This is a genomic window from Aeribacillus sp. FSL K6-1305, assembly GCF_038050115.1.
Classification (GTDB): domain Bacteria; phylum Bacillota; class Bacilli; order Bacillales; family Aeribacillaceae; genus Aeribacillus; species Aeribacillus composti.
In genome coordinates this window covers 1086891-1102197 of sequence record NZ_JBBOQV010000002.1, presented here as the reverse complement: position 1 = coordinate 1102197, position 15307 = coordinate 1086891, and the positions used below count along the sequence as shown (strand labels likewise).

At 39.3% G+C, this 15307-nt stretch carries 12 protein-coding genes; 1 reads left to right on the top strand and 11 read right to left on the bottom strand.

Annotated elements, in window-relative coordinates:
* Positions 1-169 precede the first annotated feature (169 nt).
* From NST97_RS15220 to iolA, 10 genes are all read right to left on the bottom strand, one after another.
* Positions 170-1156: a sugar ABC transporter substrate-binding protein gene (locus tag NST97_RS15220; RefSeq protein WP_117017312.1), complete on the bottom strand. Its 987-nt coding sequence runs from the start codon at positions 1154-1156 to the stop codon at positions 170-172.
* A gap of 61 nt (positions 1157-1217) precedes the next feature.
* On the bottom strand, positions 1218-2210 hold the full coding sequence (locus NST97_RS15215; protein WP_063387628.1) for an ABC transporter permease: 993 nt from the start codon (positions 2208-2210) through the stop codon (positions 1218-1220).
* Complete coding sequence (locus NST97_RS15210) at positions 2210-3694, bottom strand: sugar ABC transporter ATP-binding protein (RefSeq protein ID WP_341343563.1); 1485 nt, start codon at positions 3692-3694, stop codon at positions 2210-2212. The genes NST97_RS15215 and NST97_RS15210 overlap by 1 nt, the downstream gene beginning before the upstream one ends.
* A gap of 102 nt (positions 3695-3796) precedes the next feature.
* Positions 3797-4816, bottom strand: coding sequence for an inositol 2-dehydrogenase (gene iolG, locus NST97_RS15205; RefSeq protein WP_094245025.1), 1020 nt, complete (start codon positions 4814-4816; stop codon positions 3797-3799).
* Positions 4817-4829: 13 nt separating this feature from the next.
* Positions 4830-5828 carry a Gfo/Idh/MocA family protein gene (locus NST97_RS15200; protein WP_341343402.1) on the bottom strand — a complete coding sequence of 333 codons (999 nt, stop codon included), beginning with the start codon at positions 5826-5828 and terminating at the stop codon, positions 4830-4832.
* A 157-nt stretch (positions 5829-5985) separates the two neighbouring features.
* Positions 5986-6879, bottom strand: a complete 894-nt coding sequence (gene iolE / locus NST97_RS15195) for a myo-inosose-2 dehydratase (RefSeq protein WP_063387631.1) — start codon at positions 6877-6879, stop codon at positions 5986-5988.
* A gap of 15 nt (positions 6880-6894) precedes the next feature.
* Entirely contained in the window at positions 6895-8805 is a 1911-nt protein-coding gene (gene iolD, locus NST97_RS15190) for a 3D-(3,5/4)-trihydroxycyclohexane-1,2-dione acylhydrolase (decyclizing) (RefSeq protein WP_066248127.1), read from the bottom strand.
* Between the two features lie 25 nt (positions 8806-8830).
* Positions 8831-9808 (bottom strand): 5-dehydro-2-deoxygluconokinase, encoded by a 978-nt coding sequence (iolC, locus tag NST97_RS15185; RefSeq protein ID WP_063387633.1) that lies wholly within the window; start codon positions 9806-9808, stop codon positions 8831-8833.
* A gap of 26 nt (positions 9809-9834) precedes the next feature.
* On the bottom strand, positions 9835-10650 hold the full coding sequence (iolB, locus tag NST97_RS15180) for a 5-deoxy-glucuronate isomerase (RefSeq protein WP_130158047.1): 816 nt from the start codon (positions 10648-10650) through the stop codon (positions 9835-9837).
* A 179-nt stretch (positions 10651-10829) separates the two neighbouring features.
* Positions 10830-12293: a methylmalonate-semialdehyde dehydrogenase gene (iolA, locus tag NST97_RS15175; protein ID WP_063387635.1), complete on the bottom strand. Its 1464-nt coding sequence runs from the start codon at positions 12291-12293 to the stop codon at positions 10830-10832.
* Positions 12294-12604: 311 nt separating this feature from the next.
* On the opposite strand from iolA, the gene NST97_RS15170 reads away from it, so the two are divergent.
* Complete coding sequence (locus NST97_RS15170; protein ID WP_327847885.1) at positions 12605-13369, top strand: DeoR/GlpR family DNA-binding transcription regulator; 765 nt, start codon at positions 12605-12607, stop codon at positions 13367-13369.
* Positions 13370-14175: 806 nt separating this feature from the next.
* Here the strand turns inward: NST97_RS15170 and NST97_RS15165 are convergent.
* Complete coding sequence (locus NST97_RS15165; protein WP_063387638.1) at positions 14176-14826, bottom strand: cupin domain-containing protein; 651 nt, start codon at positions 14824-14826, stop codon at positions 14176-14178.
* Positions 14827-15307 lie beyond the last annotated feature (481 nt).

The window sequence follows — 15307 nt, the reverse complement described above, 5'->3', positions numbered from 1 at the left end:
TTGGCATGATGAAATCTGCTTGCTCATCATTAAAAGTTTTTTATTTAAGTAAATAAAGGATCATTATATTAATGAGCTCGAGCTGAAGAAGCTCGAGCTATTTAATGGTTTTACGTGTCCGACAGACTTGTTGTTGCGAACAACCATCTTTTCATCAGTTAACAAAAATTTATTCTTTCGTAATGCTTTTCAAGAATTCTAATTTTTCTTGCGCATTTTCTTTTGTGATGACATCAATGCCGCTGTCAATTCTTTTTTCAACTTTTTCACCTTTTATAGCTTTAATTGCATTTTCAACTCCTAAATATCCCATGTCATAAGGGCTTTGAGCAATTGTTCCGGCTAATTTTCCGGCTATAATCGATTCAACAGCTTCAACTGTACCGTCTGTGCCAATGACCGGGATTTTCATTCCTTTAGCTTCAACTGCCCGGAGCACTCCAAGTGCCATATCATCGTTTGCAGCAAATACACCTTTAATATTTTTATTGTTCTGTAATATATTCTCCATTACTGACATCGCTTTTGATTTATCACTATCTGCCGGTTGTTCAGCTACTACTTTCATCCCAGCATCTTCTAAAGCTTTTTTGGCTCCTTTTATACGCTCATCTGTTGCAGTGTTCCCAAGAGCACCGCTAATAAGAGCTACTTCATCCCCTTTATTCAACATTGATGCAAGCAATTTTCCAGCTTCCTGACCAGCTGTGAAGTTTTCTGTTCCAATAAATGTTGTTTTATCTTTCAGTTCTGCGTCTGTATCAATGAGCAATACAGGAATGCCCTGTTGTGTAGCCTGTTCTAGTGAAGGAACAACAGTTGAAGGCTGAGTTGGCGAAACAACTAATGCCCCCGGCGATTGATTGATTTGGTCCTCAATCATATTTACTTGTTCGATCACTTGAGACTCTGAAGCTGGTCCTACAACATTTACTTCAACACCCAATTCTTTTCCAGCTGCTTTCGCACCAGCCTCTACATATTTCCAATATGGGCTGCTTAACGTTTTTAAAACGACTGATATTGTTTTACCTTCTAATTCGTTACCTTCTTTCTCACTACTTCCCCCTGAAGATTTTTCACCCCCACATCCGGATGCAATAATCATGCTAGCAGCCATTGCTACAACACCTAAAGATTTCACCCATTTTTTCATAAAATCATCCCCCTTGAATTTATAAATAAATTTTTAAATATTAACACTATTTTTGAAAAAGTTAGTCTTTCTTGCTTTTTCTCTGTCTAATCACATCTACATAAACAGCCGCTATAATAACAAATCCTATGACTGCCATTTGAAAATCGGCTGAAACATTCAATAAGTTAAGGCCATTTCTCAACACAGCAATAATTAAAGCTCCTATCAGAGTTCCCCAAACTGTTCCAACTCCACCAAAAAAGCTTGCTCCGCCAATAATTACCGCTGCAATAGCATCCAATTCATATGATAAACCTGCTAGCGGGAAGGCAGAATTTACTCTTCCTACCATAACTAATCCTGCCAGCGATGCCATAAAACCACTGATCGTATAAACAATGACAAGAACACGATCAACATTGATTCCGGATAAATGAGCTGCTTCTTTATTTCCTCCAATTGCATAAATATATCTTCCGGTTTTTGTTCTAGTTAAAAATATATGGAAAATGATATACATCACGATAACTAGCAAAAAACTCACAGGAATTGGACCGACAAATTCTCTCCCCAAAAATTGAATTAAATATGGGAAGCCGGCAATAGGTGCAGCTGCTGTTACAATCAACGCTAAACCACGTGCTATGTTCATTGTTCCAAGAGTAGAAATAAACGGATGAGGCAATTTAAGCTTTGTCAGCAATATTCCGTTTAGCCACCCAAAAAAACATCCTACTAATAAGCAAACAAGAATTCCTAAAATGGGATGCATGCCCATATTAACTGAAACAATCCCCATTAACATGATTGAAATAGCTAAAATGGATCCGACCGATAAGTCGATACCTGCAGTCAAAATCGGCAAGAGCATCCCTAAAGCCAACAATGCATTAATGGATGACTGTCTGGCGATATTCATGATGTTGTTGATGGTTAAAAACTTATCCGATAGAATCGTGAGAACTGTACATAAAATGATAAGCCCGATCAGAGCGCCAAACTTACTAAGGTAATGCTTGACAGATTTCTTTTCAACATTCGTTTCCGAGCTGTTCACCGCTAACTCTCTCATCAATTACTCCCTCCTGTAGCCACTTTCATAATCTTCTCTTGCGTAGCTTCATTTATAGGAAAGTCTGCTGTTATTTTTCCTTCAGACATCACCAGTACGCGATCGCACATTCCTAAAATTTCTGGCAAATCAGATGAAATCATTAAAACGATGGCTCCATTTTCAACTAATTGATTCATCAACCGATATACTTCCACTTTAGCGCCAACGTCGATACCACGTGTCGGTTCATCAAATATAAAGACTTTCGCTTTTGTACAAAGCCATTTGGCTATAACGACTTTTTGCTGGTTTCCTCCGCTCAGCTTTCTTGCATTCAGTTCAATATTTCCCGGGCGGATTTTCAATTCTTTTACATAGTCCATGGCTCCCTGCTTGATTTTTTTCAAATCTATTAATTTGCTCTTTTTTCTAAAGTTATCCATATTAGCAAGGACAATGTTCATGTATAACGGTTGATCCAGCAGCAAACCTTCACTTTTTCTATCCTCTGTAATAAAGGCTATTCCGGCAGAGATGGCGTCCCTAGGTGATTTAATGTCGACTAATTTTCCGTCAACATAGATCTTCCCTTTTTCCTTTTTATCTGCACCAAAAATGGCTCTTGCCAGCTCCGTTCTGCCGGCACCAACAAGCCCGGAAATACCGACAATTTCGCCGCGGCGAATACTAAAGCTGACAGGTTCTTTAAAGCCGCTAACTTTTAAATCTTCGACTCGAAAGCCTTCTTCCCCTAACGTAAAGGTTTGTTTTGGATATTTTTCTTCAAGAGTTCTACCTACCATCAATTCAATCCAATGATCCGTGCTCGTTGTCTTTACTGGAAGTGTATCGATTTTAAAGCCGTCTCTTAAAATAGTGATTCGATCGCCAATTCGTTTAATTTCTTCAAGTCTATGAGAAATAAATATGATAGCAATTCCTTTTTCTTTTAATTGTTCGACCGTTTTATATAACTGTTCTACCTCCGACTGGCTCAAACTCGCTGTTGGTTCGTCCATGATAATTAATTTCGCATCTAAAGTAAGAGCTTTCGCAATTTCAACTAGCTGCTGCTGACCTATTCCTAAGTAACCGAGCGGCTGCTCTGCAATAGCTGGATCTTGTCCAAGCATCTGCAAAAATTGCTTCGCGCTTTCTTTCATTTGTTTGTGGTTGATAAATGAAAATTTTCCATTCCCTTTAATTTCCCGGCCTAAAAATATATTTTCATAGACTTTCAGCTCTGGAATCACGTTTAGTTCTTGGTATATCGTTGCTATTCCAAGTTGCATGGCATCCAAAGGTGAGCTGATTTGAACCGGCTGGCCTTCCCAATAAATTTCTCCTTCATCTTTTTGATAGGCTCCCGTCAAAATTTTAATCAACGTTGATTTACCAGCCCCATTTTCACCTAACAGCACATGAACTTCCCCAGGTTTCACTTCAAAATCAATGCCCTTCAAAACATGATTATTTGAAAAGCTTTTTTTAATGCCCTTCATCACCAGTAAGCTTCCTTCAGCACTAGCCAATGTTTTTTCCTCCTTTCTCTGCGTATAGGAACTAATCTATTAAGAGAATCAACAGCTATTCTGAAGACAAAATCATAATATTTTAGATGTTTTCAAGGAAACTTTTTCTTGCTTAAAAAACGATTCTTGTGCCGCAACAGCAATTTCTTGAGCTTTTACTCCATCTTCAACAGTTACTTTAGGTTGATACCCCTCTAGTAAAGCATTGAAAAAGTCTTCCAGCTCGAGATAATAGGCGTCTTTAAATCTAGTCGGAAAATCTTGAACAATATCATGAACTGCGCCAGAACTGGTCAAAACTTGAATGTTATGTTGACGCAAGCCGCCAATAAAAATCGTTCCTTCCGTACCTATTACTTCCGCACGTATATCATAGCCATAATGGGCATTTCTACTGGATTCAACGTCACCAACGGCTCCCGATTCAAATTCTAAATAACAGAGAGATTGATCCACATCTTGATATTTGGACATAAACGGATATTTTAAAACTTTGCCGTGAGCTGATACTGCTTCAACGTCTGATTCCATTAAATACCTTGCAATGTCAAAATCATGAATGGCCATATCAATAAATATACCGCCGCTATTTTTTATAAATTCTTCAGGAGGCGATGCTGGATCGCGGGAAATTCCCCGAAAATAAATTGGTTTTCCGATATCTCCTCTTAAAATTCTTTTTTTGGCTTCAGCGTATGCTGGATCGAACCGTCTCATAAAGCCGACCTGACAAATTGTGTTATGCCGCTTCATTATTGCAAAAATTTCTTTCGCTTCGTCTAAATTGCTGACAAGCGGTTTTTCAACAAAAACTGCTTTATTGCTAAAAGCTGCTTCCTTCAACAGTTCAAAATGCGTACTCGTAGGAGAAGCAATGATAACAGCCTCAATCCGATCATTGGAAAAAATATCACTTGGATTTGTAGTGAAGTTAGGAACATCTAATTCTATGGAAACTTTTTTGGCAAGCTCTTCATTTCTATCACAAATGTATACTAGTTCAGCGGATTGGATTTTTGTCTTAACGTTTACGGCATGCCAATATCCAAGACGTCCTAGCCCGATCACTGCACAGCGAATTTTTCTGTTCATTCTCATTACCTTCCTAAAATTTATTTAGACTTGTTACTACGGATTGATTGCGCAAAGATTCATAACCTTTTTCTATATAATGAATAACTTGAATAGAATTTCGGATTCCATAAACTGGTTGTTTTCCGTTGATAATGCAATCATTTACATGCTCCACTTGATTGAAATACTGATTATCTTTATATGTTTCAAACAGTATTATTTCGTTATTGTCATCTTTTACAATTACTTTTCCCTTTTGATCTGATGACACATCAGGCCGAAAAGAGGAATCTACTAAAATGGTCCCGCGCTCTCCTATAATTTCATACCGATTAATAAATGGCAGCTTCATGCTGGCGGTAATTTCGGCTGTTCTTCCAAACTCATCTACAAAAATACAAGTTGATAACATATCCACTTTATGTTCAGGGTCAACTTCCCCCAACATAACAACTTTCTCTGGTTTTATTCCGATGATCTGGCTCATCGCATGAACTCCGTAACACCCGACATCCCACATAGCTCCTCCGCCTAATGCGGGGTTTAAACGAATATCGTTCCGGTCTTGCAAACTCCAAGAAAAATGTGATTTTACATGCAATATGTTTCCGATCATTCCCGAAGCCAATAAATCCTTTACACGTGCATGTTGTTTATGGAATTGATACATAAAGGCTTCCATAAAAATTACGTTGTTTTGCTCTACAGCTTCCTGAACCTTCAATAATTCTTTCGTACTAACAGCTGCAGGCTTTTCTACTAAAATATGCTTTCCCTTCTGTGCAGCTTTTATTGCCCATTCGGCGTGCAGGGCATTTGGAAGAGGAATATAAACTACATCTATCGATTCATCTTCTAACAATTGATCGTAATCACTATAAACCTTTGGAATATTGAATCGGGCGACTTTTTCTTTGCTTCTGCTCGCAATCGCTACAACTTCGGAACGAGAGGATTGTCTCAGGGCAGGAAGAAGCTGCTCGTAAGCAATATTAGCTGCACTCATAATTCCCCACTTTACTTTTTCCATTTTGATCACCTTTCACAAAATTTTCTGAACGGCAAAGGTAAAATCATGACCGCCCACCATCCCATTACAATCAAAGTTACGAATCGATTGTTTCGATTAACGGGTGACATTTTTTTAAAGAGCGAAACTGTTGTTTGTTTCATCCCCCATGCCCTGCTTAAGAGTTGTTTAATAATTTTTCATTTATATACTTACGAGCAATTAAAGCGTATTCCAATGGATGGGCTATTGACGGATCTTGTTCGGCTTCAACGATAATCCATCCTTTGTATTGATGGTCCAATAGTTTTTGATAAAGTACGGTAAAATCAATGCAGCCATCCCCTGGTACCGTAAAGATTCCGCTTAAGAAGGAATTCATGAATGATTTTCCTTCTTTTTTGCACTCCTCCATTATCTTTTTTCTTACATCTTTAAAGTGCACGTGTTTTATGCGGTCAATATGCTTGTTTAATAGCTGCTGGCAATCTTCATCTGAAACATAGATGTGGCCTGTGTCATAGAGCAGGTGCACGTAGTTTGCATCAGTGTTTTCCATTAACCGATCAATCTCCGGAAGGGTTTGAACCCCCGTTCCCATATGATGGTGATAAACTAATTTCAAACCGTACTGCACAGCGATTTTTCCCAGTTCGTTCAGACCTTCGCACAATTGGGTCCACTCGGCATCTGTAAAGTGCGGCTTTTCAGAAAAAACATTTTTATCGGTACCTTGAATGCTGTAAGTCTGCTCAGAAACTACTGCCACATCTGCATGAACTTCATACAAGTATTGACAATGCTGATGGAAAGCCCGTTTAGCTTCTTCTATGCCGTCGCGGATAATAAAACTGCTAAACCACCGTCCTGCTATTTTTAAGTTTCGCAGCTTCAATTCCTTGTTTAACACTTTCGGCTCAGGGAAAAAGCCGCCGACTTCGGTGCCTTCAAAACCTGCGACAACAATGTCGCTTAAAAGGTGCTGCAACGTATTTTCAGCTCCGATTTCCGGTATATCATCATTGCGCCAGCCGATCGGCGAAATTCCCCATAAGATGTCTTGCTCTCCCATTGTTTGTCTCCTTCTTTAATATTGTTTGGCAGTTTTTAAATTTTCTTGTTTTTCTTTAAATGCTTTTTGCACACTTTCCTTCTCCGAGACTTCCGCAACCCCTACATGCCACCAGCTTTCATAGCCATTTGTCATGGTCTTTGGAAGCACTTTCATTTCTATTAAAGTAGATACATTTTGTTTCTTGGCATCTTCTAACGCTGCTTTCAGTTCTTCGACTGTATTGGCACGGTAAGTTTTGGCTCCGTAGCCTTCAGCCACTTTTGCATAATCAATGTTCATGATTTGATTGTCATGTGTTCGGAATTCGCAATAATAGCTTCCCATTCCATTGCCCATTTGCAGGTTGCTAATACAGCCAAATCCTGAGTTGTCAAACAGCAAAATATTAATTTTATGATTATATTGAATGGCTGTAACCAATTCAGAATGCAGCATGAGGAAGCTGCCGTCGCCGACCATGGCATAAACTTCTTTGTCAGGCTGCGCAAGCTTGATTCCTAAAGCACCCGACACTTCATATCCCATACACGAATACCCGTATTCCATATGGTATGTGTTAGGTTCTGTTGAATGCCATAAGCGTTGAAGATCTCCAGGCAATGAACCAGCTGAACCGATGATGATACTGTCAGGCGAAACCGCTTCATTAATCGCCAATAATGCAGTGGTTTGCGCCAATTCTGTATTTAACGCATCTGCATATTCATTCAGCACTTCTTGGGAAAACTGATCTTTTATTTCCGGTGTAAAGTTTTCCCTGTCAAACACTATCTTGCTTAAACGGTCGCGCTCTCTCAGCCACTCCTCTTTTAATTCGACAATTTGATCTCCGAATTCGCTTTTATACCCGTCCAACAGCGGGAATAACAGCTCCAAAGTTGTTTTGGCATCTGCGACTACTTGAAAACCATCCATTTTATAGGCCTGCAAACGGCTGACATTAATGTTCAAAAACTTTGCCTGTTCAAAATTGAACGCTGTTTTCGACGAAGTCGTAAAATCTGTATATCTTGTTCCCACTCCAATAATCAAATCCGCTTCTTTAGCCGCTTTATTGGCAGCTAATGTTCCGGTTACTCCGATTCCGCCCAAATTATTTTTAAATGTTGATTCGACTGTCGATTTTCCGGCTTGCGTTTCGACAAGCGGAATATCATGCTTCTCGGAAAGCTTGATTAAAATATCCCTCGCTTGGGAATATTTTGCACCGCCGCCCACAATGATAAGTGGTTTTTTGCTTGATTTTATTAATTCTGCAGCTCCCTTTAGCTCTCGATCGGTCGGCAATTTGCGGTCAAGATAGTGCACCCGTTTTTCAAAAAATTTCTCATCAAAATCAAACGCTTCCCCTTCGGCATCTTGCGAAATGCAGATGGTCGCAGGACCCGCTTTGGCCGGATCTGTCATCACTTCAAAAGCTCTGATTAAACTTGACATCAACTGTTCAGGGCGTGTGATCCGATCCCAATATCTTGATACGGGCTTGAGCGCATCATTGGTTGTCACCGCCGTACTATATTCATGTTCCACTTGCTGCAAAACAGGATCAGGCTGGCGGGTAGCAAACGTATCTGCAGGGAGCAGAAGGACGGGAATATTATTGGAAAGAGCTGTACCCGCTGCCGCGACCAAGTTGGCCGACCCCGGTCCAACCGACGTGGTGACGGCAAATATTTTTTGCCGAAGCATTTGTTTGCTGTAAGCAATGGCTGCATGCGCCATTCCTTGTTCATTTTTCCCTTGAATTACTTTTAAATGGCCGGGATCTTGCTCAAGCGCCTGACCAATTCCTAAAACATTGCCATGTCCGAACACATTGAAGATTCCTTCCACAAAGGGAAATTCTTTACCGTCAACGTGAATGTATTGTTGGTTTAAAAATTTGATTAAAGCTTGAGCTGTTGTCAGCCGGATAGTTCCCATCTTTTTCACCCCTGATCGTATTCAATTAAGATCTTTCGGCAATGAGTTGTTCGATTTCTTCTGCTTTCGGCATTGCATCAGAAGAGCTGTGTCTGCTGACGACAATAGCTGCTGAGGCGCTCCCGTATTTTAAAGCCGTCTCAATGTCCTTGCCTGTAATTAGCGCATACAAGAAGGCTGAAGCGTATGCATCCCCTGCACCGAACGTTTTTAATACTTTTGTCCGATAAGCATTCGCTTGAAATGTTTCACCTGATTTCGCATACGCATAAGAGCCTTCAACGCCATGCTTAATGATAATCAGGTCCGGCGAATGCTGAAACAAATAGCGAACGGTCTCTTCGTTTTTCCCGTCTTTTGTTCCTTCCATGATATCGTATTCGTCGCGGGTGCCGATCACAACGTCTGCCTTTTCCGCCACCAATGAATAATAAACAGAAGTTTCATCAGTAGATATCCAAGTGTACGGGCGATAATCCAATTCAAATATGACTTTCACATCATGTTTTTTCGCCAGAGAGATCGCTTTCAAAACAGCTTCTCTCGAAGGGCTTTTAGATAGCGCCGTACCGGAAACAAGCAAAATTTTGGATCTTTTGATATATTCCTCATCTACCTCGGACGGTTTCAAATAGAGGTCTGCTACATTTTCACGATACATTAAGATGCTGCAGTCTTCCGGACTTTTAATTTCTGTAAAAGCCAATCCGGTTTTATGCCCCTCCTGATCAACGACCATATGGGATGTGTCAACCCCAACATTGCGCATATACTGCTCAATAAAACGGCCATGCTGATCGTCTGAAATTTTTCCGATGAATCCAGCCTTCAGCCCTAATTTTGAACAGCCAATGGCAATATTAGCCGGAGAGCCTCCAACATATTTTGTAAAAGTCATCGTTTCTTCCATCGGACGGTTGTATTCCACAGCGTTTAAATCAATGCATGCACGGCCAATTGCAATGATGTCAAATTCTCTGTCGGTATTGAAATCATATCTCATCTTTGATAAACAGCTCCTTGTATTTTTTAACGTTTCAATATCCATTCATGATCAGGGTCATTGTAAAATTTCCAAATCCGTTTCGGGCCTGCCATAACATTTAAATAATAAGAGGTATAACCGTCTGGTACGCCGACCGGATGATATCCTTTCGGCACGATGACAACATCACCGTTTTCAACTGTCATCGTTTCATCTAGTGAACGATCGTCCGTATAAACTCGCTGAAAAACGAATCCTTGAGGCGGATCCATTTCATGATAATAGGTCTCTTCCAATAGCGACTCATTTGGTAAGTTATCACGGTCATGCTTATGCGGAGGATAGCTTGACCAATTGCCGCTTTCCGTAAACACTTCCACCACTAAAAGACTATTCGCACTTGGATCTGAATCAGGCAAAATATTGTGGACAAAACGTTTATTGTTAAGTATCCCCCTATGCTCGATTCCTACATTTTCTGCTTTAATCCATTTCGTAGGCAGCTGACGTTCAGACGGGGAATAGCATAAGGCAACGCGCGCTTTTGTTACTCCTTCAACCTCAAAATGGCGCTGATTGGAAACATATACGCTGTCCGTCGGGATCTTTTCAAAAACACTTTCCCGCGTACCTAAATTTTCGAAATTTTCATCACCGACTGAAACATTAATTTTTCCCGTTAAGGCGACGATGCAGCATTCTTGGTTTCCTAATAATTCCGAATATTTGGCGTTCGGATCTAAATCGATGACTTTAAATCCCACATATTCCAAAGGAGAGTTTTCTGATGTTACTTCATGAACAACTATTACTCCCTTTTCGATTTCTTTCTTGTTCGGTTTTCGCAGCAAATGACTCATATATACCTCCCTCACATGGCGGCGGTTTTCTTTTTCTTAAAGGAAAGAAAACCGAAAAAACAATTGTTTTTTTAAAGCTTTTGACAAAGCCGTCGCGCTCTCTTTTCCGATTCATTTTCAGGCTCATGAAGCTGAATAATGAGCCTGAAGGATGAATCTTCTATCACATTACCAATCTATTATTCAAAACTTGGCGTTTTATAGCGCGCTGTGACAACCTTTTTGCGCGTATAAAAATCAACGCTGTCTTTTCCGTTGGCGTGCAATGTTCCAAAGAACGAAGACTTCCATCCGGAGAACGGGAAGAACGCCATTGGAGCCGGCACTCCTAAGTTAACGCCTAGCATACCTGCATCAATATTTTCGCGGAAATAGCGAATGGCTTGAGCGTTCGTTGTAAAAATACATGCGCCGTTGGCAAACTCAGATCTATTTGCAATTTCGATCGCTTCTTTTAAATGTTTCACCCGAATGATCGATAAGACAGGTGCAAAAATTTCATCTTTCCAAATGGTCATATCGGTTGTAACATTGTCAAAAATCGTAGGTCCGATAAAAAACCCGTCGTCTGTTGCGCGATTGCGTCCGTCACATACCAAGGTTGCGCCTTCTTCAACACCCTTTTCAATATAACGGATCGTGCGTTTTTTATTTTCTTCTCGGATGACCGGTCCTAGCAAGACACCGTCATCAAGGCCGTTGCCCATTTTAATATTTTCTGTTTCTTCTTTTAACTTGGCGATAAATTGATCAGCAATTTCTTCTTCCACCGTCACAACTGAACATGCCATGCATCGTTCTCCTGCTGATCCGAATGCTGAAGAAATAATGTTGGTAACAGCATCATCCAAGTTGGCATCCTTTAACACAATCGTATGGTTTTTCGCTCCAGTCAACGCCTGAACGCGTTTTAAATTTTCACTAGCCCGTTTATAAACGTATTCGCCAACCGGTTTGGAGCCAACGAACGAAATCGCTTTGATATCCGGATGATCCAAAATTCCGTTGACAACATCATGCGCTCCATTTACCACATTTAATACACCTTTTGGAAGACCCGCTTCTGTAAACAAGTTGACTAATTTTTCGATTAAGAGAGGTGTTCTTTCAGATGGTTTTAATATAAAAGTATTGCCAAGCGCTATTGCCATTGGGAACATCCAGCAAGGCACCATCATCGGGAAGTTAAACGGAGTAATCCCGCCGACCACGCCGATCGGATAGCGGTAATTGGTCGCCTCAATATCAGTCGCAATCGTTGATAAGGAATCCCCCATCATTAAAGTAGGCGCTCCTGCCGCAAACTCTACATTTTCTATTCCGCGCTGGACTTCTCCTAATGCTTCAGAATAACTTTTTCCATTTTCAATCGTAATGATCCGCGCTAATTCTTCCCTATGCTTTATTAACAGCTGCTGAAAATTAAATAGGATTCTTGCACGGCGAGGAACAGGGACGTTTTTCCATTCCTCAAAAGCTTTTTTGGCAACTTCTACAGCTTCATCCACTTCCTCTTTTGTAGAAAGCGGAACTTGGCCAATTACTTCTTTAGTAGCAGGATTGTAAACATCTTCATATTTTGTTGCTTTACTTTCAACCCATTCGCCATTAATGTAATTTTTTAATTTTAATGCGTTAGACATTTTCTGTCCCCCTTAATTCATCAACACTAGTTGATCATAAATAGTTGGTATGTTTTTAAAAAAATTGATGATATTATTGTTATATATTAGTTATATTTTGGTTATATCTCGATTTTAATGATAATATTAAAAGCGTTTTCAGTCAACAAAAATTTTAAAATATTTCTGCTACTAATCGGCTAAATCTTCATTATTATTGAACTTATAGGGTAATATAGATATAATTAACGTTGATGGTTAAGTTTTGGTTAACTTTATAATTTGTTTCAGATATTAGCCAGTGAAAACTAAAGAAAGCAAGAGGGATCCACATGTTAAAATCTAAACGAATAGAACAAATAGAAAAATATGTTTTTGAACATCAAACCGTTTCGTTGGACGAACTTGTTAAGGAATTCAATGTGTCAAAAAACACCATCCGGCGCGATGTTCAACAATTAGTTGAACGGGGAACGATCAAAAAGGTGTACGGAGGAGTTGCTGTTAATCATACAACATTAGAATCATTTACGGTCAGACAAACCCGCAATCAAAAGCAGAAAAAAGCCGTTGCCAAAGCAGCCGCAAAATATGTTGAAGACGGCGATATTATTTATATTGATTCGGGAACAACAACATTGGAAATGGTGGAATATTTGCAAACAAAACAGGTCACGATCATTACAAACAATTTGGACTTTATTATAAATTCGTACCCTTACCCAAACTTAAACGTTCTGACAACAGGTGGAATATTTGAACGTAAAACGAAATCGTTCGTCAGTCTCAAAAATATGGATATATTACAAAGCTACAATATTAATAAAGCTTTCATGGCATCAACCGGCATCTCCATTTCAAATGGCGTAACGAACTCCTCCCCGCTTGAAAGCGAAATAAAACAAACAATTGTCAAAAGAAGTGAACAAGTTTATTTATTGGTAGATCATGATAAATTTGATAAATACGCTTTAATGACTTATTGCCGTCTTGATGAGGTTGATTATATTATTACGGACACTGCTCCGAGCGAGCAATACCAGGAATTTGCCAAAAAACACAATATCCAGCTTGTCATTGCTGATAATGAAAATTAAACATAAAACATCGTTGACAAGCTGCTAGCAGCTTTTTCTTTTGTCAAATTGTTTTTGAGGTGACTGAATCCTTGTTCTCATCATGACTTCCTCAAGCTTGTTCACCTTTCAACGATGGAGACATATTTTAATAGATTTTCGAAATCGTTCCTGCTGTTCTATGGAACAGGAAGAAATTGATTTATTTAGTAGATAAGTGTAAATTTTTTTATTTTATCGGACACACAGAGTGAAAGCCATTCGATTATTCTATTTTCAATCTGCTGGTCAAACCAATTGGCAAAAAGTATTTAAACCTGCGGTTACAATTGGACAATTTGCAAACAGAGAAGCCCTCCCTTCAACACCGCTTAATCAAAAATCAACTTAGTTATGCAAAAACCCCCGCCTTTTTTTCGTTTTGGGAACTGTTGCAAAGTATGTATAAAGATTTTTAAGGCAAATCATGAAAACCTCCTTCGGCAAACATAAAACCCTTGGACAAATCCTTTTACTGGATTGCCCAAGGGTTTAAGAATATTTGCGAAACGAATTCATGAGTTGAGGAGCTACACCACATGTCGCTCACCGCCGCATATTTGCTTAGCAAGTTCTTCCTGAAACATTCTTCCGGTGATTATACCCCAACAGCTTACGAAGCAATGTTTCCAACCACCTTTTCCTTATCTAAGAGATGGTTTCAAACAAAAAAAGAGAATTGCCATAAGATTTCTATAATCAGGAACTGTATCATACGACTGGAATTTTCAGTAAATTCTCAAAACAAAACCTATCAAAGGAAAAATACCTCCTTTAAAGGTTCTGCCTTAGGAAAGGCTGGGACTATAAGATGCGAATGGGTAATTATAAGGGTAATGATGATAATGATGGATATAATTTGGATTTTGGCGGGTCGATCTAGTTTGATCATTTTCATATTTCTTACGTTTACAGTTTTTATGTGGGCCGATAAATGTGTTCGGTTGAATAGGAGCTATAGTTTTCTTCCATTCCTGTTCATTCAGGCAATAAGTATGCGCCATGATATTTGACGGAGTAAGCTTTAAGATATCTGAACCTAAAATCACCTCAGGAGTCGGGGCATCAAATATTGCCAGAAGGTGTGTATTATCCTTGGTTGCTACTTCGTAATGCCACCATGCTTGCGGAATATTTACCACCTGCCCCGGCTTAATTGGATAGTTATGAATTTGTTTTGTAAATGGGTTCAACATCGAGACAGTGGCAGCACCGGAAATACAATAGACCAGCTCAGCTGCATTTTGATGATAGTGAGGTTCTATAACATTATTTTTGCTTAAAAAAATATCCAATAAAGATATGTTTTCTAATGTGTTTAACTGTTTAATTCCCAAGATATTTATAAAGTTGTGTTTATCCTTTGTGAACGATCTACTCTTGTTGACATCGAAGGTGAATTGCGTTTTAGGTGATGTGTAATCCAAATATGCAACCATGTGCACTCATCCTTTGTGTTTAAATATTTCACCATAATCTATGCAGACACGTATTAGTAGTGCAAGTACCTAAATAAAAAAGCCAAAGATCTCCCCGTACCTAAAATATAATTAGGGATAATCTTTTCCAGAAAGGGTAATATGCCGAAACTTCCTTGAGCTTTCTCGCAGCCAAAGGCAATTTTCCCCCTGACCGATTCGCTATCTATGCAGGATCATGAAGACGTACACATTAATCGGAGCGAAATAGTTGAACTTTTATCGTTGCAAAAACATCAGGCAGCTCAATATCAACGTCATCTCTATTTTGTGATTTGGCCAGTTATTTTTCAGTCAAAATCATTTTTGAAAACAATAATGACTTTGTTTTAATTCGAAAATAGTTGCACAACTGACCAATGTAAGACTATACTTTTTGGGATAAGCAAATCACATACTGCCTAAGCCTTCCTTGGTCAATGGTTATAAATTCAGCATTCTG